The organism is Kitasatospora sp. NPDC034533, from assembly GCF_055575155.1.
Genome location: NZ_JBVITE010000062.1, coordinates 26,441 through 48,605, shown reverse-complemented (window position 1 = coordinate 48,605; position 22,165 = coordinate 26,441). Strand labels below are relative to the sequence as shown.

Annotated in this window: 16 protein-coding genes; 12 read left to right on the top strand and 4 right to left on the bottom strand. The window is 74.3% G+C overall.

Annotated features, from left to right (window positions below):
- Positions 1-722: trehalase-like domain-containing protein (locus tag ACZ55U_RS31470; RefSeq protein WP_465531558.1), on the bottom strand; the 722-nt coding region annotated here is incomplete at its 3' end.
- 719 nt (positions 723-1,441) lie between these two features.
- Between ACZ55U_RS31470 and ACZ55U_RS31465 the strand changes: the two genes are divergently transcribed.
- The 10 genes from ACZ55U_RS31465 (at position 1,442) to ACZ55U_RS31420 (ending at position 14,831) form a co-directional block, all read left to right on the top strand.
- Complete coding sequence (locus ACZ55U_RS31465; protein WP_465531556.1) at positions 1,442-3,121, top strand: CTP synthase; 1,680 nt, start codon at positions 1,442-1,444, stop codon at positions 3,119-3,121.
- A 138-nt stretch (positions 3,122-3,259) separates the two neighbouring features.
- A complete protein-coding gene (locus tag ACZ55U_RS31460; protein WP_465531554.1) occupies positions 3,260-3,907 on the top strand; it encodes an NUDIX domain-containing protein in 648 nt (215 codons plus the stop codon).
- Between the two features lie 318 nt (positions 3,908-4,225).
- Positions 4,226-6,385, top strand: a complete 2,160-nt coding sequence (locus ACZ55U_RS31455; RefSeq protein WP_465531552.1) for a tetratricopeptide repeat protein — start codon at positions 4,226-4,228, stop codon at positions 6,383-6,385.
- Between the two features lie 259 nt (positions 6,386-6,644).
- A complete protein-coding gene (ald, locus tag ACZ55U_RS31450; protein ID WP_465531550.1) occupies positions 6,645-7,760 on the top strand; it encodes an alanine dehydrogenase in 1,116 nt (371 codons plus the stop codon).
- Between the two features lie 425 nt (positions 7,761-8,185).
- Positions 8,186-9,253, top strand: coding sequence for a ParA family protein (locus ACZ55U_RS31445; protein ID WP_030245868.1), 1,068 nt, complete (start codon positions 8,186-8,188; stop codon positions 9,251-9,253).
- Positions 9,250-9,867: a hypothetical protein gene (locus ACZ55U_RS31440; RefSeq protein WP_465531548.1), complete on the top strand. Its 618-nt coding sequence runs from the start codon at positions 9,250-9,252 to the stop codon at positions 9,865-9,867. The genes ACZ55U_RS31445 and ACZ55U_RS31440 overlap by 4 nt, the downstream gene beginning before the upstream one ends.
- A 461-nt stretch (positions 9,868-10,328) precedes the next feature.
- On the top strand, positions 10,329-11,267 hold the full coding sequence (locus ACZ55U_RS31435) for a segregation and condensation protein A (RefSeq protein WP_465531546.1): 939 nt from the start codon (positions 10,329-10,331) through the stop codon (positions 11,265-11,267).
- A 287-nt stretch (positions 11,268-11,554) separates the two neighbouring features.
- A complete protein-coding gene (gene scpB / locus ACZ55U_RS31430; protein WP_465531564.1) occupies positions 11,555-12,148 on the top strand; it encodes an SMC-Scp complex subunit ScpB in 594 nt (197 codons plus the stop codon).
- A gap of 62 nt (positions 12,149-12,210) precedes the next feature.
- Positions 12,211-13,452 carry a pseudouridine synthase gene (locus tag ACZ55U_RS31425; protein ID WP_465531544.1) on the top strand — a complete coding sequence of 414 codons (1,242 nt, stop codon included), beginning with the start codon at positions 12,211-12,213 and terminating at the stop codon, positions 13,450-13,452.
- Between the two features lie 371 nt (positions 13,453-13,823).
- Positions 13,824-14,831: a helix-turn-helix domain-containing protein gene (locus ACZ55U_RS31420; protein ID WP_465531542.1), complete on the top strand. Its 1,008-nt coding sequence runs from the start codon at positions 13,824-13,826 to the stop codon at positions 14,829-14,831.
- Between the two features lie 409 nt (positions 14,832-15,240).
- Here ACZ55U_RS31420 and ACZ55U_RS31415 read toward each other — a convergent pair whose 3' ends face one another.
- The 3 genes from ACZ55U_RS31415 to ACZ55U_RS31405 all read right to left on the bottom strand — a co-directional run bounded on the left by ACZ55U_RS31415 (position 15,241) and on the right by ACZ55U_RS31405 (position 19,462).
- The gene (locus tag ACZ55U_RS31415; RefSeq protein ID WP_465531540.1) at positions 15,241-15,603 is read right to left on the bottom strand and encodes a DUF952 domain-containing protein; all 363 of its coding nucleotides are present in this window, start codon (positions 15,601-15,603) and stop codon (positions 15,241-15,243) included.
- A 100-nt stretch (positions 15,604-15,703) separates the two neighbouring features.
- Positions 15,704-17,251 (bottom strand): mucoidy inhibitor MuiA family protein, encoded by a 1,548-nt coding sequence (locus ACZ55U_RS31410; protein WP_465531538.1) that lies wholly within the window; start codon positions 17,249-17,251, stop codon positions 15,704-15,706.
- Positions 17,252-17,254: 3 nt separating this feature from the next.
- Positions 17,255-19,462, bottom strand: coding sequence for a DUF4139 domain-containing protein (locus tag ACZ55U_RS31405; RefSeq protein WP_465531536.1), 2,208 nt, complete (start codon positions 19,460-19,462; stop codon positions 17,255-17,257).
- A gap of 456 nt (positions 19,463-19,918) precedes the next feature.
- Between ACZ55U_RS31405 and ACZ55U_RS31400 the strand changes: the two genes are divergently transcribed.
- Both ACZ55U_RS31400 and cmk read left to right on the top strand, forming a co-directional pair.
- The gene (locus ACZ55U_RS31400) at positions 19,919-21,004 is read left to right on the top strand and encodes a prephenate dehydrogenase (protein WP_465531534.1); all 1,086 of its coding nucleotides are present in this window, start codon (positions 19,919-19,921) and stop codon (positions 21,002-21,004) included.
- 300 nt (positions 21,005-21,304) lie between these two features.
- Positions 21,305-22,042 carry a (d)CMP kinase gene (gene cmk, locus ACZ55U_RS31395; RefSeq protein ID WP_465531532.1) on the top strand — a complete coding sequence of 246 codons (738 nt, stop codon included), beginning with the start codon at positions 21,305-21,307 and terminating at the stop codon, positions 22,040-22,042.
- Positions 22,043-22,165: the final 123 nt, after the last annotated feature.

The following is a 22,165-nucleotide window of genomic DNA, read 5'->3' as shown; positions in this document are numbered from 1 at the left end:
GCGTCGGGGGGCCTGGGTGGGTCGAGGTGGGAGGCTTGCCAGGTGAGGGCGAAGGCGAGGCGTTCGCCGGTGGTGATGGTGAAGTCGGCGTAGGTGGTGAGGTTGCGGCCGTAGGTGTCGGCTTCGCCGTCGAGCCAGACGGAGTCGGGTCCGGCCATGGCGACGGTGCGGTGGGTGCCGTCGGTTTGTTCGACGCGGTGGACCCAGGGGACGATGCGGCCGTAGGAGAAGCGCATGCGCAGGGCGGAGCGCATGCGGACGGTGCCGGAGAGTCCTTCGATGATGCGGATGATCTGGGGGACGGCGTCTTTGCCGGCGAGTGGGCGTGGGGGCATGAAGTCGGTGACGCGGACGGTGCCTGTGGTGGTGTCCCATTCCTGTTCGAGGATCAGGGAGTCGCCTCGGTAGCGCCGCCGGTCGGCGGGCACGGCGGGCGCGGCCGCGGTGGGCGGAGGCACCCGCAGGTCGGCGGTGTCGGTGAGGCGGGCCCGGCCCCCGGCGGAGGGCGGCGCGGCGGGGGCCGGGGCGGGGACCTCGGTCGGGACGGCCTCGGCCGGGCCGATCCGCCAGAAGCCGTGTTCATCGGTGCCGAGGAGACCGGCGAACACGGCCGGCGAGTCGAAGCGGGGCAGGCAGAGCCAGTCCACCGCCCCGTCCCTGCTGACCAGGGCAGCGGTCTGCATGTCCCCGATGAGTGCGTAGTCCTCGATACGGCCGGCCACGTGGATCTCCAGTTCGCAATGTGGTCAGGGCATCGGCGAGCGGAGGGAGCGAGCGGGCTGCGGGGCCGGAGGTCCACCCCGGGACGTCCGGCCCGCCGGGGGTGGTGGCGGGCCTTGCTGGAGTGTCCGCGGGGCTCGGTCGAGCCCCTGGAGTGGGTGGGGAGGAGCGGGAATTACGGGGAGGTCCGGTCGCGCATCGGGGACCGGGAGTGTCCTGACCCTCCCACGCCCTCCGCGTGCTCGTGCTGTCGGCGATGCGTCCGAGCAGCTTACGACGGACGAAAGGGGCGAAGCACGCGGGCGCAGCCCGGAGTGGCGCCGCAATTCGGCGGAAATGCCGTGCATCGCGAGGGCGCCGCGCAGGATGACCCGGAAGGATCACCTCCGGCTGGTCCGGCCGGAGGAGTCGGCATGGTCCGGACGGAAGCCACGGCCTGGCCCGGTCCGGCCGGTAGTGCGACCGGTGTGACCCGTGCGGCGGATGATGCGCCGGTGGTGCGCCCCGCGTACGCCCCCGGTGTGGAGGCGCGCGGCCCGAAAGGCGTCCGGGCCGGGGCACTGATACCCTGGTATCCCGTGGACCGGCGGGATCAAACGCCCCGGACCAGCCGAACCGACGACCCAACGAGCGCCGCGCACCGAGCCGGCCTCCCGTCGCCCGGCGAACCCCGAGCTCCCGCCCACGTCTTCTTCGACACGCGACCCACGGGAGCCCCCTCTTGGCACAGCCCCATTCCGGCAAGGCAGCGAACGGCCGCGCCGTGACGACCAAGCACCTCTTCGTCACCGGGGGTGTCGCCTCTTCGCTCGGCAAGGGGCTGACCGCCTCCAGCCTCGGCGCGCTGCTGAAGGCCCGCGGCCTGCGCGTGACGATGCAGAAGCTCGACCCGTACCTCAACGTGGACCCGGGCACCATGAACCCGTTCCAGCACGGCGAGGTGTTCGTCACCGACGACGGCGCCGAGACGGACCTGGACATCGGCCACTACGAGCGCTTCCTCGACACCAACCTGCACGGTTCGGCGAACGTCACCACCGGCCAGGTGTACTCGACCGTCATCGCCAAGGAGCGCCGCGGCGAGTACCTGGGCGACACCGTCCAGGTCATCCCGCACATCACCAACGAGATCAAGTCCCGGATCCGCCGGATGGCGACCGAGGACGTCGACGTCGTCATCACCGAGGTCGGCGGCACCGTCGGCGACATCGAGTCGCTGCCGTTCCTGGAGGCCGTCCGCCAGGTCCGCCACGAGGTCGGCCGGGACAACGTCTTCTTTGTGCACGTCTCCCTGCTGCCGTACATCGGCCCCTCGGGCGAGCTGAAGACCAAGCCCACCCAGCACTCCGTCGCCGCGCTGCGCAACATCGGCATCCAGCCCGACGCGATCGTGCTGCGCGCCGACCGCGAGGTCCCGAAGGCGATCAAGCGCAAGATCTCGATGATGTGCGACGTGGACGAGGAGGCCGTGGTCGCGGCCATCGACGCCAAGTCGATCTACGACATCCCCAAGGTGCTGCACGGCGAGGGCCTGGACGCTTACGTGGTGCGCCGTCTGGACCTGCCGTTCCGCGACGTCGACTGGACCACCTGGGACGACCTGCTGCGCCGCGTCCACGAGCCGCAGCACATCGTCAAGGTCGCGCTGGTCGGCAAGTACATCGACCTGCCGGACGCCTACCTGTCGGTGACCGAGGCGCTGCGCGCCGGCGGTTTCGCCAACAACGCCCGGGTCGAGATCAAGTGGGTCACCTCGGACGACTGCGAGACCCCCGAGGGTGCCCAGGAGCAGCTCGGTGACGTCGACGCGATCTGCATCCCCGGCGGCTTCGGCGACCGCGGCGTCAACGGCAAGGTCGGCGCCATCACCTACGCCCGGGAGAACCGGATCCCGCTGCTGGGCCTGTGCCTGGGCCTCCAGTGCGTGGTCATCGAGGCGGCCCGCAACCTGGCCGGCCTGCCGGAGGCGAACTCCACAGAGTTCGACGCCGCCGCCAAGCACCCGGTGATCTCCACCATGGCCGAGCAGCTGGCCATCGTCGACGGCAAGGGCGACCTGGGCGGCACCATGCGCCTGGGCTTGTACCCGGCCAAGCTCGCCGAGGGCTCGATCGTCCGCGAGGTCTACGGCGGCGAGCAGTACGTCGAGGAGCGCCACCGCCACCGCTACGAGGTCAACAACGCCTACCGCGCGGACCTGGAGAAGACGGGCCTGCAGTTCTCCGGCCTCTCGCCCAAGGGCGACTTGGTCGAGTACGTCGAGTACCCGCGCGAGGTGCACCCCTACCTGGTGGCCACCCAGGCCCACCCGGAGCTGAAGTCCCGCCCGACCCGCCCGCACCCGCTGTTCGCGGGCCTGGTCAAGGCGGCCATCGAGATCAAGACCGGGGTCACCCAGTAGTCCCCGGACGACGCCCCCGGGCCGCCGCGGCCCGGGCGCCGTCGTCGACGGTCGTTCACCGGACGGCGGTCCCGCGATTCCCGCGGGGCCGCCGTCCGGCGTTAGATTGTGTCGTACTGACGAAAAGGGGAGAGCGCGATGGACGAGCAGAGCCGCCAGGGGATCGCCGACGTGGCGGAGGAGTGGGAGGTCCGGTCGAGCGGGACCCCGTTCCAGGGCAAGGTCACCGGGGTGCGCAGCGAGGAGGTCCGGATGCCCGACGGCAGCTGGGCCCGCCGCGACTACCAGACCCACCCCGGTTCGGTCTCGGTGCTCGCCCTGGACGACGAGCAGCGGGTGCTGGTGCTGCGCCAGTACCGCCACCCGGTGCGCCAGCGGCTGTGGGAGCTGCCGGCCGGCCTGCTCGACGTGCCCGGCGAGAACCCGTGGCACGCCGCGCAGCGCGAGCTGTACGAGGAGGCGTACTGCAAGGCCGGCACCTGGCGGATCCTCGCCGACTACTACACCTCTCCCGGCGGCACCGACGAGGCGCTGCGGATGTTCCTGGCCACCGACCTGGCGCCGGCCGAGGGCGAGCGCTTCGCGGCCGAGGGCGAGGAGCAGGAGATCGAGCTGGCCTGGGTGCCGGTGCCGGAGCTGATCAGGCTGATCCAGGCCGGGGCGCTGCACAACCCGACGCTGATCACCGGCACCCTGGCCGTGCACGCCGCGCTCACCGGCCCGGACGGGCTGGACGCGCTGCGCCCGGCGGACTCGCCCTGGCCGGCCCGGCCCTTCGAGGCCTGAGCCGGGCCGTCGGGGCCCGAGCCTTCGGAGAAGGAGGGGCCGGGCCTTCGGGGCGGCCTTCGGAGCAGGACCCGGGCCTTCGGGGGAGGGGCCGGCCCCTGGCCGGTCCCGCGCGTTGAGTCGTTGGGGTGATTTGCGGATTCGTACGACCGGATGTCACCTCTGCTGAGCCGGACGGTCGAACTACGCTTCGCAGACAGGGCGCCCGTCCCGGGCCGCCTCCGCTGACCTCCGGAGGCTGGGCACCGGAGCCGGGCGTCGGATGCCGAGCGCGGGATGACGTCGGGAGTGGCACGGGTGGCAAGGAAGACGGCGACGATGGACCCCGGCCCTGGCCCCGGCACGCCCGCCGGGGCCGTCCCGGGCCTGGAGCGGCTGCCCGCCGGGCCCGCGCTCTTCGTCGGCCGGCGGGCCGAACTCGCAGCGCTGCGGGCGGCGGCCGCCCGTCCGGCGAGCGGGCGCTGCCCGGTGCTGGTGCTGGCCGGGCGTCCCGGCTCCGGACGGACCGCGCTGGCCGCCCGCTTCGCCCGCACCGTCGCCGCCGACTACCCCGACGGCGTGCTGTTCGTCCGGCTCTCCGCCCCGGACGGCGGCCGGATGCCGCCCGCCCGGGCCGCCCGGCTGCTGCTGGAGCAGCTCGATCCGCAGGGCACCGTGCCGCTGCCCGGGGCGGGGGAGGACGGGCGGGACGAGCCGGGCTGCGTGGCACTGCGCGAGGCGCTCGAAGGACTGCGGGTGCTGATCGTGCTGGACGACGTCCGGGACGCCGGGCAGGTGTGGCCGTTGCTCGCCGACGAACCCGGCTGCCTGGTCCTCGCGACCACGGCCGGGCCGCTCACCGGGATCGAGGACATCGACCCGGTGATCCTCGGCGGGCTGGACCGGCAGGCCTCCGGCGAGCTGCTGGCCGACCTGGTCGGCGGCACCCGGATCTCCTGCGACCCGGTCGGCGGTGCCGACCTGGCCGAGGCGTGCGCCAGCCGGCCGGCGGCGCTGCGGCTGATGGCGGGGTGGCTGCGCGGGAACCCGAAGACCGCGGTGACGGACGCGGCGCGCGAGCTCAACCGGGTGGTGGGGGAGGAGCCGGCCGCCGCGGGTGCCGGCGGGGCGGAGCCGGAGGGGTCGCCGAAGAAGGGGACGGAGCGGGATCGGGAGAGTGGACGGGACAACGCGCGGAAGAGGGGAGTGGACGGCGGGCGGGGCAAGGGGCGGGAGAAGGCGGCCGCGACGGCGGGGCCGGTGACGGGCGCGGCGGCGAAGGACGCTTCGGCGCAGGCCGGGCCCCGGAAGAAGGGGGAGGAGGGCGCGGACGCCCCCGGCGCCGGGACGGCCGGTGATCCGGCGGGCTGGGTGAAGCCCGCTCCGGAGCCGGCCGAGCCGGTGCCCGTTCCCGACAACGACCCGCTGCTCGGCGCCTTCACCCTGTTGTACCGGGGGCTGCCGGCCGCCCAGGCGAGGATGCTGCGCACCCTCACCCTGGCCCCGGCGCAGACCGCGGACCTGCGCACCGCCTCCGCCCTGGTCGGCTGCCCGGCGCCGGAAGCGGCCGCGACGCTGGCCGCGCTGGCCGAGCGGGAGCTCCTCGGGGAGGAGGCGCCGGCCGCCGACGGCACCCCGCGCTACCGGGTGCCCGGCCGGCTCTACCCGCGGCTGGTCCGGCTGCGCGAGCGGGAGGACCGGCCCGCCGAGACCGAGCTCGCCCGGGCCCGGCTGCTGGAGCGGCTGGTCCGGCTCGCCGAGTCGGCCCGGGCGCTGCTCGACCCGGCGGCCGGCCCGGGGCCCGACCCGGCGGCCGGCCCGGGGCCCGACCCGCTGCCGGCCCCGCTGCGGCTCCACTCGGCGGAGCACGCCCGGCAGTGGCTGCTCGGCGAGCGGGAACTGCTGCTCGGCGCGGTGGCGGACGCGATCGGCCAGGGAGACCTGGACGGTTCGGCCGGGAGGCTGGTCACCGCGCTGCTGCGGGCGCTGCCGCTGACCGGAGCGGCCGCGCCCGCCGACCTCTACCGGCTGCACGAGCTGGTGCTGACCGTCGCCGAGCGCAACGGCCGCCCCCGCCGGGCCTCGGCCGCGCTGCTCAACCTGGGCGACCTCCAGGCCGCGGCCGGCCGTTGGGAGCGGGCCGCCGGGCACTACCGGGCCGCCCTGGAACACGCCCGGACGGCGGACGACGAGCCGCTGTGCGCCCGGGCCCTGGAGAGCGCGGCCAACTGCCACCGGGCACTCGGTGACCCGGTGCGTGCAGCCGACTGGTACGGACGGGCGCTCGGCCTGCGACAGGCGCTCGGGGACCACGCGGCCGAGGCCCGGCTGCTCGCCCGGGTCGCCGAGGCGCACACCGCGCAGCGCCGCTTCGACGAGGCCGACCGGGAGTACCGGGCCGCGCTCGCTGTGCTGCGCCGGCTGGGCGACGAGCGGGGCCTCGACGCCGTCGGGGCCGCCCTGGCGGACCTGCGGGAACGGGTCGACGCGGGGTGGTGACGGGCGTTTCGGGGGTATTGTCGAATATGCCCGGTTGGAAGGTCTTTGGTGGGTAAGTCGCAGGGGAAGCCTACGAACCTGCCAATGTGTGCGGGAAAATTATTCACTTTGGAAGGCTGACACGCCGACTGGGCTTCATTACACTCGGACTCAGTCGCGCAGCGATCCCCGCCCCGGGCTATCCGGAGGCTCCCCACGTGCGCGTCGCCCACCGGTCTTCTCCGGTCGGGACCCCCATGGCAAGAGGACGTGTTCAGTCGTGAAGGTCGGCATCCCCCGCGAGGTCAAGAACCACGAGTACCGCGTGGCCATCACGCCCGCCGGCGTGCATGAGCTGGTCCGCAACGGACACGAGGTCTACATCGAGGACAACGCCGGTGTCGGCTCCTCGATCCCCAACGAGGAGTACGTGGCCGCCGGCGCCACCATCCTCCCCACCGCCGACGAGGTGTGGGCCACGGCCGACCTGCTGCTGAAGGTCAAGGAGCCCATCGCCTCCGAGTACCACCGGCTGCGCAAGGGCCAGACCCTCTTCACGTACCTGCACCTGGCGGCCGACCGGGCCGGTACCGACGCGCTGATCGCCTCGGGCACCACCGCCATCGCGTACGAGACCGTGCAGCAGGCGAACGGCGCGCTGCCGCTGCTCGCCCCGATGTCCGAGGTCGCGGGCCGCCTGGCCCCGCAGGTCGGCTCGTACCACCTGATGCGCCCGGCCGGCGGCCGCGGCACCCTGCCGGGCGGCGTGCCCGGCACCCACCCGGCCAAGGCCGTCGTCATCGGCGGTGGCGTCTCCGGCTGGCACGCGGCCACCATCGCCGTCGGCATGGGCTACGAGGTGACCCTGCTGGACCGCGACATCAACAAGCTGCGCGAGGCCGACCGCATCTTCGGCACCAAGGTCAAGACCATCGTGTCGAACGCCTTCGAGCTGGAGAAGGCCGTCCTGGAGGCCGACCTCGTCGTCGGCGCCGTGCTGATCCCGGGCGCCAAGGCCCCGAAGCTGGTCACCAACGAGCTGGTCTCCCGCATGAAGCCGGGCTCCGTGCTGGTCGACATCGCCATCGACCAGGGCGGCTGCTTCGAGGACTCGCACGCCACCACGCACGACGACCCGACCTTCAAGGTCCACAACTCGGTCTTCTACTGCGTGGCCAACATGCCGGGTGCGGTCCCGAACACCTCCACCTACGCGCTGACCAACGCCACCCTGCCGTACGTGGTCGAGCTGGCCAACCGCGGTTGGAAGGAGGCGCTGCGCCGCGACGCCGCGCTCGCCAAGGGCCTGAACGTGCACGAGGGCCAGATCACCTTCCCGGCCGTGGCCGAGGCCTTCGGCCTGGAGTCGGTCTCCCTGGAGAGCGTGCTCGCCTGAACCCCCTGACCGCACGGCGGTCGTTCGCCCCCGACCCGATCCGTTCGGGCCGGGGGCTTCGCCGTGCCCGTGAACGGCGGGTGGAGCGAGTGGGTCGCTCTGTCGTCAATATCCGTCGGTCATGTCACCCGCTCGCGGAAACACCGGGGCCGATGGCCCTCGCATCCCTTGACAGCAGCCCGCTCGATAGTCGACACATCCTGCCCACTACCGTGGATTGTGTTGCTGCGAACGCCTTGAACGGCCTAGAGTCGCAAACCGTCGGCATGCTGCCACGCTGACGAATCGACATAGAGTCCTGGATGCCCAAGGAGGTAAGACGACTTGTGAATGAGTCGACAATTGCTCCCGGGGGTGGTCAGCCAGGACTGGCGGAGCTCACCGCCGGCCAGCCGAGTGAGGAGCCCGGGGCCCGGCAGCCCTCCGTGGGCTCGGCCGAGGTCGGCTCGGTCGCACTCCGTACTTTCGAAGCACGCCAGAACACAGCACAGGTGACCACGGTGACCGATCACGACGCCGACTTGGCGGCCTACGGCCTGGCCTACGGCGAGTTCGCCTACGGCGCCTACGACGACCCGGACGCCGAGTACGAGCCGGACCCGGAGTACGCGGCCACGCTGGCCCCCGACGCCGCGCGCCAGCGCCGCGAGCGGGTCGGCCCGACCGGCCGTCCGCTGCCCTACTTCCCGATCCCCGCACCGGTCGCCGAGCACGGCCCCGCCCAGATCATCGCCATGTGCAACCAGAAGGGCGGCGTCGGCAAGACCACGTCGACCATCAACCTGGGCGCGGCGCTGGCCGAGTACGGCCGCCGGGTGCTGCTCGTCGACTTCGACCCGCAGGGCGCGCTCTCGGTCGGCCTCGGCGTCAACCCGATGGAACTCGACGTCACCGTCTACAACCTGCTCATGGAGCGGGGGCTGACGGCCGATGAGGTGCTGCTCAAGACGGCCGTGCCGGGCATGGACCTGCTGCCCTCCAACATCGACCTCTCCGCCGCCGAGGTGCAGCTGGTCAGCGAGGTGGCCCGGGAGTCGGCGCTGGCGCGCGCCCTGAAGCCGCTGCTGCCCGACTACGACTACGTCATCATCGACTGCCAGCCCTCGCTCGGCCTGCTGACGGTCAACGCGCTGACGGCCGCTCACAGCGTGATCGTGCCGCTGGAGTGCGAGTTCTTCGCGCTGCGCGGTGTCGCGCTGCTCACCGAGACCATCGAGAAGGTGTGCGAGCGGCTCAACCCCGAGCTGCGCCTGGACGGCATCCTGGCCACCATGTACGACTCGCGCACCGTGCACAGCCGCGAGGTGCTGGCGCGCGTCGTCGAGGCGTTCGGCGAGCACGTCTTCCACACCGTCATCGGGCGGACCGTGCGCTTCCCGGAGACCACCGTCGCCGGCGAGCCCATCACGACGTACGCGACCAACTCGGTCGGTGCCGCCGCCTACCGCCAGCTCGCCAGGGAGGTGCTCGACCGGTGCCGCCCCGCCGAGTGAGTCTCCCGGGTGCCGACGAGCTGTTCCGGACCACCGGCGGGATGGCGCTGTCGCCCTCCCTCGCGCCGCGTCCGGCCGCCGAGGCATCCAGACCGGAGACCGCGCGGACCGTCAACGGCCCGGACGGCGCCGAGGGCGCCGAGTCCGCCCAGGGGGCCCAGGACGAGCGGCAGGTGACACCGGACCAGCAGACGGCCGCCACCGTGCCGGCGCCCGCGCAGCGGCCCGGCGCGGCCGTCGGGCCCGCTCCCGCCGGCGGCGCCGCCGGGGCCGGGAAGGCCGTCCAGGGCGGCCGTGGAGCCGGTTCCGCCCCGGCGGCCCGCACGCACCAGGGCGCCGCCGAGGAGCAGGCCGGTGCCGCCGGGCGTGCCCGGCCGCGCGGGCGCGCGCCGCGCCGGCCCAGCGGGCGCGAGCGGCACGACGAGAAGATCACGGTGTACGTGTCCGCCGAGGAACTCATGGACCTGGAGCACACCCGGCTGGTGCTGCGCGGTGAGCACGGCCTGGCCGTGGACCGCGGGCGGATCGTGCGGGAGGCCATCGCGGTCGTTCTGGCGGATCTGGAGCAGCGCGGTGAGGCCTCGATCCTGGTCCGGCGGTTGCGCGGGCGCTAGGGGCGCGCGGGGGCGGCCGGGCGCGCGGGGGCGGCCGAGGGGGCGCGGGTCGTCGGCAGGGCGCCGGGTTCGGCCCGGGTGCTGTTTGGGCCGGGCGCCGCTGGGGCCGGGTGCCGTTGGGCCGGTTGCGTTCGGGCCGGGTGTCGTTTGGGCCGAGGGCCGGGCGTGGGGAGACCGCCGGGTTCTCGGCGGGGCGTCCGGAGGACGTCGGGTCGGCGTTGGCCGGGCCGGGGTACCGCCGGTGGGGGCCCGAGGGGCCGTGGTGGCCGCTGGAGGGCTTTCGCGGAGGGTCGTGGGTGTGCGGGTGCCGAGGGGGTCGTACGGGCGTACGGGCTCGGGGCCCTCGGGAGCGCTCGAAGCCGTCCGGGAGCGCCCGGAGGTGTCGGCCGGCGGCCGGTGGGCGGCGTGTCGGTGGGCCCCGAGGACGAGGCAGGGCCGGGGACGGGTGAAGATGGACCGTCATGCCCAGGACCGCCGAACAACCAGCCGCCACCGCCGCGAACGCGACCGAGGACGAGTCGCGGGGCGGCTTCCGGGTACGGCTGGACAACTTCGAGGGCCCCTTCGACCTGCTGCTCAGCCTGATCGTCAAGCACAAGCTGGACGTCACCGAGGTGGCGCTGGCCACCGTCACGGACGAGTTCATGGCGCACATCCGGGCGATGGGCCCGGACTGGGACCTGGACGCGGCGACCGAGTTCCTGGTGGTGGCCGCCACCCTGCTCGACCTCAAGGCCGCCCGGCTGCTGCCGGTGGCCGAGGTCGAGGACGAGGCGGACCTGGCCCTGCTGGAAGCCCGTGACCTGCTGTTCGCGCGGCTGCTCCAGTACCGCGCGTACAAGCGGGCGGCGGCGATCTTCGGCGAGCGCTGGGCGGCCGAGCTGCTGCGCCGTCCCCGGAGCGCCGCTCTGGAACCCCGGCACGCGCAACTGCTGCCCGAGGTGGTCATCGGCCTCGGGGCGCGGCAGCTCGCCGAGCTGGCGGCCAAGGCGATGGAGCCCAAGCCGGCGCCGGTCGTCTACGTGGACCACATCCACACTCCGCCGGTCAGCGTGCGGGAACAGGCCGGGCTGGTGGTCGGACTGCTCACCGAGCTGGGCGAGGCCTCGTTCCAGCGGCTGGTCGAGGACGCCCCGGACGACCTGGTGGTGGTCGCCCGCTTCCTCGCGCTGCTGGAGCTGTACCGGGAGCGGGTGCTCGCCTTCGAGCAGCCGGAGGCGCTCGGCGAGCTGCGGGTGCGCTGGGTGGCCGAGGAGGGCCGGGGTGTGGTGGAGGTGACGGACGAGTTCGACCGGCCGGCGGGCGAGGGTGGGCGAGAGGCGGCGGTCGAGCGAGGGGCCGGGGGCGACCGGTCGGCGGGTGAGGGCGTGCGAGGGGCCGAGGAGGGCGAGCGGCGATGAGTGGTGGGAACGAGGGCGGGCGGCCGGTGCGGCGTCCGCTGGGGCTGCCGGGACGGCCGCGGTCCGAGGAGTGGCTGGAGCCGGCCTTCGAGCTGCTACCGGACCGGGTGGAGCCGGTCGGGACGGAGTCCGTCGGGGTTGCCGGGCTCTCCGGCGCGGGCGCGTCGGCCGGGGAGCCGCGCGTCGTGCACCAGAAGTCGGCTCCGTCGACTTCCGGCGCCGGCGGGGCCGGGGAAGACCGGGGCGGTGCGGACGCCGGGCTGCGCGCCGAACTGGAGGCCGTCCTGATGGTCGTCGACGAACCGGTGGCGGAGGAGCGGCTGGCCGGGGTGCTGGAGCGGCCGCGGGCCGAGGTGGCGGCGGCGCTGCGCGGACTGTCCGCCGAGTACACGGCCCAGGGCCGCGGTTTCGACCTCCGGCTGGTCGCGGGCGGCTGGCGGTTCTACAGCCGGGACACCTGCTCCGCGGCGGTCGACCGCTTCCTCCTGGACGGCCAGCAGGCCCGGCTCACCCAGGCCGCGCTGGAGACCCTGGCGGTGGTCGCCTACCGGCAGCCGGTGTCCAGATCCCGGGTTTCCGCCGTCCGCGGTGTGAACTGTGATGGGGTGATGCGTACCCTGGTACAGCGAGGACTGGTGGAAGAGGCCGGATCCGAGCCCGAAACAGGTGCGATCCTGTATCGGACGACGAACTACTTCCTGGAACGGATGGGGCTCCGCGGCCTGGATGAGCTGCCGGAGCTCGCTCCCTTCCTGCCCGAGGTCGACGACGTGGAAGCGGAGTCCCTGGAGGGCACGATGATCGCCGAGGCGGTCGCCGCCGCTGCCGCGCAGGCCGCGGACGGCAGTGGCGAGGCCGGTCGGGCCGGGCCCGATCGGTAGGGGGCGGTGAGGTCGGCCGAAACGACCGCACATCCCAGACGGAACGACGTACGGACACTTTGATGCGTAGCAGTGGCAACGGCAGGAACAGCAGCGGCGGCGGAAGCGGTCGCGGCGGACAGGGCGGGGGCCGGGGCGGCGGCTCCTACGGCGGCGGTGGCCGCGGCGGCTCGGGTTCGGGTTCGCGCGGGGGTTCGTACGGGGGCAGCGGCTCCTACGGCGGCGGTCGGGGCGGCTCGGGTTCCGGCTCGCGTGGCGGCTCGTACGGCCGTGACGACCGCCGGGACCGTCGCGACGACCGGCGGGACGACCGTCGCTACCCGGACCGCCCGCTGCGGCCGGAGGAGCGCAAGTACGACCGCCCCGAGTACGGCGGCGGCCCCAACGCCACCCCGGCCCGTGGCGGCTACGCCGGCCGGCGCCCCGGCCCGGCCCCGCGCCCGCGCCGTGAGGGCCAGGGCGCCCCGGGCGACCCGCGCCGCCAGCCGCAGCGCTCCCGCGAGCTCCAGGCCAAGATCGAGGACGCCGTCCTCGCCCGGCACGACAAGCCGGCCGTCAAGCTGCCCAAGACGTTCGGGGAGCCCGAGGGCGAGCGCCTCCAGAAGGTGCTGGCCCGGGCCGGCGTCGGCAGCCGCCGCGCCTGCGAGGAGCTGATCGAGCAGGGCCGGGTCGAGGTCAACGGCAAGCGCGTGACCGAGCAGGGCAAGCGGGTCGACCCGCAGAAGGACGAGATCAAGGTGGACGGTCTGACCGTCGCCACCCAGTCCTACCTTTTCTTCGCGCTGAACAAGCCGGCCGGTGTGGTCTCCACCATGGAGGACCCGGACGGCCGCCAGTGCCTGGGCGACTACGTGACCAACCGGGAGACCCGGCTGTTCCACGTCGGGCGCCTGGACACCGAGACCGAGGGCATCATCCTGCTCACCAACCACGGCGAGCTGGCCCACCGGCTGACCCACCCGCGCTACGGCGTGACCAAGACCTACCTGGCCGCGATCCAGGGCCCGATCCCGCGTGACCTGGGCAAGCAGCTGGCCCAGGGCGTGGAGCTGGAGGACGGCTACGCGCGTGCCGACAGCTTCAAGGTGGTCTCCAACGTCGGCAAGAACTACCTGGTCGAGGTGACCCTGCACGAGGGCCGCAAGCACATCGTCCGCCGGATGCTGGCCGAGGTCGGCTTCCCGGTCGAGAAGCTGGTGCGCACCCACTTCGGGCCGATCGCCCTGGGCGACCAGAAGTCGGGCTGGCTGCGCCGCCTGACCAACCCGGAGGTCGGCCAGCTGATGCGTGAGGTCGGGCTGTAGGCCCGTCCGCCACGGAGGGAGCCCCGAGCCCCCGGTCGCGCTCGTCGCGGCCGGGGGCTCGGGCGTTCCCGGGGCCGGCGCCGCCGAGCGGGGCCGGGGCGGGGCGTTGGCGCGGGCGGCGGGGGTCGGGGGCTGTGTGGGACGGGTGGGTGTCCACGTTTCGGACGGGGCCTGTGAGCCGGGACGCAACCGCTGGTCACGGCCTTGTCAGCGTCATGATCCGTGGCCGAGGATGGCCACCGGACGACCACTGCGCGGTGTGGCGGGACCGTGCCAGAACGGGCGTACCGGTTGGGTGGAACGGTTGGGTGGAACCGGGCCGACGGGGCCCGGGCCGACAGCGGGAACGGGCTAGCGGGGGAGAGGGCGTCGTGTCCGATGCAGCACTGGGGCGGGCCGGCGGACAGGCCCTCGGCGCACTGGGACTGGCGGAGCCGGACGGGCAGGTCTACGCGGCGCTGGTGGCCAACCCGCAGTCCACGGCGGAGGAACTGGCGGAGAGCTGCGGGCTGACGTTCCAGCAGAGTGTGCGCGCCCTGGACCGGTTGACGCAGCAGGGCATGGCCACCCGGGCGCCGGTGGACCGGCACCGCTACCTGCCCGTCCCCCCGGACGTCGCCATCGGCACCCTGATCGGGCACCGGGAGTCCGAGCTGCGCTACGCGCGGGCCGAGATGCACCGGCTGATGGACGCCTTCCGGGAGGCCTCGCGGTACACCGACCCTGCGCACTCGGTGGAGGTGCTCACCGGCGGCGAGGCGATCGCCCAGCGGCTGGAGCACATCACCGGGACCAGCCAGTACCAGGTGCGCGGCTTCGACCGGCCGCCGTACATCCAGGACCCGGTGGCGCCGATGTCCCTGCAACGGCGGCGGCTGCGGGAGGGCGTGAAGTTCCGGACGATCTACGACCGGGAGGCGGTGGCCTGGCCGGGGCGGCTGGAGAAGAACATCCTGGTCGGAGTCGCGGACGGCGAGGAGGCGCGGGTCCGGCCGACGCTGCCGATGAAGATGATCATCTCGGACGACCGGATGGCGATCATCCCGATCAGCGTCGGCGACAGCGTGCTGGACGCCGCGTACGTGATCCACCCCTCGGCGCTGCTCCAGGCGCTGGACACGTTGTTCGAGGCGGAGTGGGAGCGGGCTGTCCGGTTGCAGGCGGCGATCGGCACGGGGGACGCCTCGCCGGAGCCGGAGGCCGACCACCGCAAGCTGCTGGGCCTGCTGGCGGCCGGGCTCACCGACGAGTCGATCGCCCGTTCACTCGGCTGGAGCGCCCGGACCACCCAGCGCCGGCTCCAGAGCCTGATGCGCTCGCTGGGCGCCACCACCCGCTTCCAGGCGGGGATGGCGGCCAGGGAGCGGGGGTGGCTGTAGGGATTGTTATGACTGCGTTTGGTGGTGTGGCGTTCTGGGGTGTGCGGGCGTCGGGATTGTTATGACTGCGCGCGATGTCGTCGGGGCGGGTGCTCGTTGGCGCGGGGATTGTTATGACTGCGTTGGGTGCTGTGGCGCTCCGGTGCGTGCGCGCGTCGGGACTGTTATGACTGCACACGGTGACGCCGGGGGCGGGCGCTCGCGGGCGCGGGAATTGTTATGACTGCACACGGCTGTGTGGCCCCCCGAAGGCCATGGCCGTCCGCAATGTTGTGACAATTCCCGTGCTCGGCGAGAACAGCAGGGATTGCCGGAGCCGGGGCGCGATAGCGGGAAGCACGGGAATCCCGGACCCCCGGAACCGCGTGAATCCCGGGAATTGTCATAACTTTCCCCTCCCCGCGCCCCGTCAGCTCCAGGGGCTGAGGGAGGCCCAGCGGCCGTCCGGGCCGCGCTCGACCTTCTCCAGGCCGACCACGGCGGTGCGGTTCAGCCGCCCGTAGATGTGCGGGAACAGCACGCCGGGGGTGGCCCCGGGCGGTGGGGCGCCGTGCGGGGCCTCCCACTTGACCATCGGTTCCACCAGTGACTCCTCGATCAGCAGCACCATCAGCGGTTCGGGGGTCTCGGCGAAGAAGGCGTTGGCCACCGCGAGCGCCGTCTGCTCGTCCGCCGAGCAGTGGATGAACCCGTCGGTCAGCAGTGACGCGGTGGCGTACGGGCGGCCGGGGTCGGCCAGCCAGTCGTCCAGGGGTGCGAGGTGGAGGATCATGCTTCCTTTTCTACCTGTTGTCTCCGGTTTGTTCCTGAGCGGTCGTCACCGGTACGGCGGTGTCCGCCGCCGTACCGTACGGGACGGTCCGCGGTGGTGGTCAGAGCCCGGCCACCTTGGCGGAGGCGGACACCTCGTAGACGAGGGTGAGGGTGCGCCGGGCGCCCGGCGAGAGCGGGACCTCCCAGCGCACGATGCCCTCGGCGTCGAAGGCGTCCGGTGCCGGTGAGCACTCCTCCTTGCGCAGCCGCACCTCGACCGCGGACACCTCGGAGACCGGCACCCGCTCGCGCACCGTCACGATCCGCTCGTCGTGCTCCTCCGGGCCGGAGAAGCGGGACAGGTGCAGCCGGACCGTCCGGCTGGTGGTCTGGCGGCCGGTGAGCGCGGCGGTGGCCTGGCGTTCCTCCGTCTCCCGGACCACCCGGTAGCCGTCCGAGCTGCCGAAGGACAGCTCGGCGTCGGCGCCGGCGGCGGTGAAGCGCAGCTCGCCACGGCCGGAGAAGCCGCTGCCGCGGACCAGCTCGACCGGACCGGACAGCAGCGGATGCCCGGCCGTGTTGCGGAACCGGACCACCTGGGTGACCAGCGGGGACAGCTCCGGCGCGCAGGCGTACTCGCTGCTCGCAGGACCGGTGAAGGCGCCGAGCGGCACCCGGTGCGCGCGGCCGTCGCAGGGCACGGTCGCCGGAGCGGGGGCGGGCAGCACCCGGACCTCGCCGCCGTCGTCCACGCCCGGCACCCCGGAGGCCGGACCGAGAGTGGCGACCGCCTCCTCGCGCAGCTCGACCTCGACCGTGCGGCGCTCCTCGTCGCTGCGCTCGCGCAGCACCAGGAGGTCCTCGGCGACCGAGGGCGGGTCGGTGGCGAGGGCGGAGCGGGCGGTGGAGAAGGTGAGCCGGACGTTCGTCCAGTCCTCGCCGGTCCGCTGCCACACCACCGCCTCCGACTCCAGACGCAGCTCGGCGCCCTCCAGGGTCGCCCGGTAGGAGGGCCGCCACAGCGCGCAGGGCACCAGGTGCGAGACGGTCAGCTCGGCGGGGCCGGACCGCGCCGCCTCGACGGTGAGCTCCAGGTGGGCGGTCAACTCGGCCGGCTCCTCCTCGGCCTCGTCGAGGGCGGTCAGGGCCTGGGAGCGCTCTTCCTCCAGACGGCGCAGCCGGGAGTGGGTGGCGCGCAGTTCCTCGCCGTAGCGCTCGCGCTCGGCGTCCACCCGGCCGAGCTCGCGGGCCCAGCGGTTGGGTTCGAGTTCGCCGAGGCCGGCGCCCTCGCCGATCTCGCGCAGCAGGTCGGCGGAGAGCTGGGCGAGCAGCGCGAGCCGGGCCTCCAGGCGGGCCCGGGTCTGGTCGGCGAGGCGGCTCTCGGCATCCAGCCGGTGCAGTCGGTGGCGCAGTTCGGAGTCCTCCGTGCCGGGCGGCAGCGGGGCGCGCGGGGTCCAGACGCGCACCAGCCGGGCGTCCAGGACGCGGACGCCGCTGGTGGCGGACTCGGCGCGCAGGGTGCGGTCGACGGCGAGGGCGGTGAGCGGGCCGAGGCGCAGCCGCTGTACGCCCGCGGCGAGCTCGACCGTCGTGGTGCGCTCGACCTGGCTGCGGTCCTCCAGGCAGGTCACGGCGGTGACGGGGAGGGGAAGGGGCTCGACGGTCATCGCTCAGTTCCTCCGGTTTCCGCCGACGATGGCCTTTCCGGCCGGGATCTTGATCAGGTAGCCGCCGTCCAGCTCGACGCGGCCGCCCGGCGGCAGGTCGACCCGCCAGAGCCGGGTGCTGGGCGGGCAGTCCGGGGTGGAGTCGGTCGGGGCGTGCCAGTCGGCGCGCTCCTCGATCCGGATCTCGGCGTCGGAGGTGACCGGCACCCGCTCGCGGACCTCCACCGTGACGGCGCGTCCGAGCCGGTTCGCCAGCTGGACGTGCACCCGGTGGTCGAGGACGGTGCTGTTGCCCTTCAGCATGCCGGTGGTCGACTCGTGCAGCTCGGTGCGGCGCGCCACCTCGACGCTCTCGGCGACGCCGACGCCCAGCCGCCGGGTGCCACCGGGGGCCAGGGTGGGCAGGGCGGCCGTGAGCAGGAACTCGTCGTCCACGGTGACCTCGACCGGGCCGGCCAGGACGGCCTGGTCGCTGCGGTTCGCGAGCACCAGGGTCGCGTACACGTTCTCCTCGACGGCCGGGACGGTGACGTACTCGGGGCGGACGGCGAGCGGGACCTCGCCGACGGTGACGGTGTGCCAGGTGCCGTCGGACGGGATGTCGGCGGGGGCGGCGGCGTCGAAGCGGTGGTCGAAGGAGCCTGCCGACTCGCGGGGCGGGACGGCGTGGCGGGGCAGGGCGAGGCTGCCCACCTCCGCCACACCGTCGCCGCCGGGCAGCGCCCGGGACCGGGCCTCGCGCTCGACCCGCTCGGGGAGGGGGTGCAGGGTGCCGCGCCGGGCGGCGGGCTCCTCGGGGCCGGCCAGGACGAGGTCGGGGTAGTCCAGCAGGGTGGCGTCCGGTACGAACCCGGACGGCGGGGGCGGCACTGCCTGGGCGCTGCGTCGGCGGGCTTCCGCCGCCGGGCGTCCGCCGGGGGCCTTCGGCATCGGTGCGACGGCTGCGGCGGCGGGTGCCGGTAGCGGGACCGGCGCGGGCGCGCCGTAGCCGGCGAACCCGGACGGAGCGCCGGGAGCGCCCGGGGCAGGCGGGGCGGGCGGGGCGCCCGGGGACGGGGGCATCGGCTCGTCGACGCTCAGCAGGCCGCCGCCGTACGCCGCGGGCTCCTCGGAGGCCGTGAAGAGCTCGGCGCGGGGTCCGGCCGGGCCCGGTGCGCCAGGGCGGGCGGCCCTGGAGGAGACCGCCATCGGCGGCGGGGTCGCGCGGCGCGGTGCGGGACGGTCGGCGGCGGCCGCGTCGTAGCCGGTGAAGAGGTCGGTCAGGCCGGCCGGGGGCTCGCGCCAGCCCGAGGGCGGCGGGGCGGGCTGGCTGCGGCCGATCCGCAGCGAGGAGAGCCGGGGCAGGTCGGTGCGGCGGTCGAGGTCGGCGGTGGACAGGGCGAGGCGCACGCCCGTCCAGTCCTCCCCGGTCCGTTGGGCGACGGCGGCGCGCAGGACCAGGTGGGCGGTGTCGGAGCCGGTCCGGTAGGACAGGCGGTAGGCGGGTACCCAGCGGGCGGCCGGGACGCCGTACTCCAGTTCCAGCTCGACGGTGTCCTGGGTGGCGCGGTCGGTGGTGTCCCGGGCGGTCCCTCCGGTGCTGAGGGTGAGCAGGGCGGTGGTGGTGGTCCCAGCAGGCTCGGCCAGGTCGGCGGTGGAGGCCCTGCGCAGCCGGTCGGCGGCGAGGTCGAGCTCGTGGTCGGCCACTTCGAGCTCCTGGGTGAGCTCCTCGGCGCGCTCCTGGAGCCGGGTCAGCCGCTGGTCGACGAAGTCGGCGAGTTCCAGCCAGGCGTCCGCGGGCGTGCGGCGCAGCGGCTCGTCACGGCGGCGCTGCGGCGGGACGGCGCGCAGCGCGGAGGTCTCGGCGATCGCGGCCAGGACCAGCCGACGGCGCTCGGCGAGGGAGCTACGGCGCTCGGTGGCCTCGTCGAGTGCCCTCCTCAGCTCCGGGAGCCGGTCCGGTTCGCGGAGTTCGGCGAGCAGTTCCAGGCGGGCCTCGGTGACCGTGGTGCCGGCCGGTCCGGCGAGCACCCGGGCGCGCAGCGAGCGGCCGTCCACCGCGGCGGGCAGGCCGGTCAGCCGCAGCCGTCCGCCGGGCGGGACGGGGACGGTGGCGCGCCGGCGGCACACCGCGCCCTCGGCGTACACCACGACGGAGTCCAGGACCGACGGGTGGGCCGGTACGGCGGGCGGTTTCGACTGCCCGCTCCGGCTGCTGTGCTGGTCGTCCATGCGCAACCCCTTCGTTCGTGTGTCGCCGCCGTGTGGCGTTCGTCGTGCCGCGCCGGTCGTCGTGTCGTGTGGATCATGCGGGTCGTGCGGGTCGTGCCGGTCGTGCTGTGCGGGCCTTCGGCGGGTCGGTTCTCCGGCTCTCCGTGCGCCTGCTCACCGCGCTCGCCCGCTGTGTTCGCCGCCGTGCCGCCTCTGCCCGCGCCTTCCCCGCTCCCGGGCGGCCAGTCTGCCCGGCTTCGGGGCGGGCGTCGCCGGATTTCCGGGTGCGGCGTGTGCACCCTGTGGGACGGCGGCGGGTCCGTCGCGGTTGCCGGGGGTGGCAGCCGCCGCGGTCCTCGTCCCGGTCACCGGGCGGGGGTGGGGAACTCGGCAGGGCGGATGAGGGAGGATGGGGCGCGGGTGCTCCCGGACGGTCCTGGCACCTGTCGAAAACGTGATCGAGGAGAGCGACCCGCCATGCGCACTGCCGTCGTCGTCGGCACCGGACTGATCGGCACCTCCGCCGCGCTCGCGCTGACCGCTCGCGGGCTGACCGTCCACCTGGAGGACGCCGACCCGGACGCCGCCCGCACCGCCGAGTCGCTCGGGGCGGGCACCACCGACCCGGTCGACGGCCAGGCGGACCTGGCGATCATCGCCGTTCCGCCCGCGCTGGTCGGCAAGGTGCTCGCGGACTGCCAGCGGCGCAACCTGGCGCACTGGTACACCGACGTCGCCAGCGTGAAGGCCGGCCCGGGCAGTGAGATCGCCGCGCTCGGCTGCGACACCGTCCACTACATCGGTAGTCACCCGATGGCCGGGCGGGAGCGCTCAGGCCCGCTGGCCGCCCGCGCCGACCTCTTCGAGGGGCGGCCCTGGGTGCTCACGCCGACCGCCGACACCGACACCGAGACGCTCAACGTCGCGCTGGAGCTGGTCGCGCTCTGCGGGGCGGTGCCGATCGTGATGGACGCCGCCCAGCACGACCGCGCCGTGGCACTGGTCTCGCACGCCCCGCAGCTGGTGTCCTCGCTGGTCGCGGCCCGGCTGGAGAACGCCGACGAGACCGCCATAAGGCTCTCGGGCCAGGGCGTGCGCGACGTCACCAGGATCGCCGCCTCCAACCCCGGCATGTGGGTCGACATCCTCTCCGCCAACGCCGGAGCGGTCGCCGACGTCCTGGAGGCGGTCGCCCGCGACCTCGGCGAGACCGTCACCGCGCTGCGCGCCCTGGACGCCGTCGACGAGGGCGAGCGGCGGGCGGGCGCGGCCGGGATCGAGGCGGTCATGCGGCGCGGCAACACCGGCCAGGCCCGCATCCCCGGCAAGCACGGCGCGCCGCCCACCCGCTACGAGACCGTGGCGGTCGTGCTGGGCGACCAGCCGGGCGAGCTGGGCCGGCTGTTCGGCGAGGTCGGTGACGCCGGGGTCAACATCGAGGATGTCGTCATCGAGCACTCGACCGGGCAGCAGGTCGGCTTCGTCCAGCTGTCGGTGGCGCCGACGGCGGTGAAGCGGCTGACCAAGGCGCTGCGGGCGAGCGGCTGGAACGTCCGGGACTGACGGCGTGGAACTGACGGCGCGGGACTGATGCCCGGGGCTGGGGGCATGGGGCCAAGGGCGCGGGACTGACACCCGCGGCTGACGGCGCGGGACCGATGCCAGGGCGCGAGGCCCGGCCGCACGGTCGCTGTCGACCACTCGGTATCGACCCGCCGGCAGCGACCCGCCGCCGTCGACCGGACGGCCGACTCGTGGCCCCGCCGGTTGGGCCGGACGGGTGGCGGAGTGTGTCACGGCGGCGGTCCATTAACCTTGAGGAAGACAATCCCCTGCCGTCCGCCCGCCCAGGCTCCGGCTCCCATGCTCAGAGAGAGGTTCGCCCCCGTGGACACTGCCGACCGAGCGCACGCCCCGGTCGTCGTCGCCATCGACGGACCCTCCGGCTCCGGCAAGTCGACCGTCTCCCGGGCGGTCGCCGCCCGGCTGGGCCTGAGCTTCCTGGACACCGGCGCCATGTACCGGGCGATGACCTGGTGGATGCTGGCCAACGAGGTCGACGTGGACGACCCGGAGGCGGTGGCCGTCGCGTGCGGCAAGCCGGTGATCGTCTCCGGTACCGACGCCGACGGTCCCACCATCACGGTGGACGGCCAGGACGTGTCCGGCCCGATCCGGGGCCCCGAGGTGACCGCCCAGGTCAGCGCCGTCGCCGCGGTGCCGGCCGTACGGTCCCGGTTGGTGGAGCTCCAGCGCGGCTGCGCCGGGGTGGCCGAGCGCGGCATCGTCGCCGAGGGCCGGGACATGGGGACCGTGGTGTTCCCGGGTGCCACCGTCAAGGTCTTCCTGACGGCGTCCGAGGAGGCCCGCGCCGCGCGCCGGGCGGCCGAGCTGCGCGCCAAGGGCGTCGACGAGGCGACCATCACCGCGATGGCCGCCGACCTCGCCCGCCGTGACGCCGCCGACTCCTCCCGGGAGACGGCCCCGCTGACCCAGGCCGCGGACGCCGTCCTGGTGGACACCAGCGAGCTCACCCTGGAACAGGTGATCGACCGGATCGCCGGGCTGGTGGAGGAGCGGGCCGGGCTGTCCTCGGTCTGACCCGTCACGGGTCGGACCGGTGCCGGGCCCACCGAGCTGGTGGGCCGACCATCGAGTGACCCGCGGGCCTTCGAGGTGCCGCGGAGACAGCCAACGCGCTGCCCCGAGCGGGGCAGGTACGCA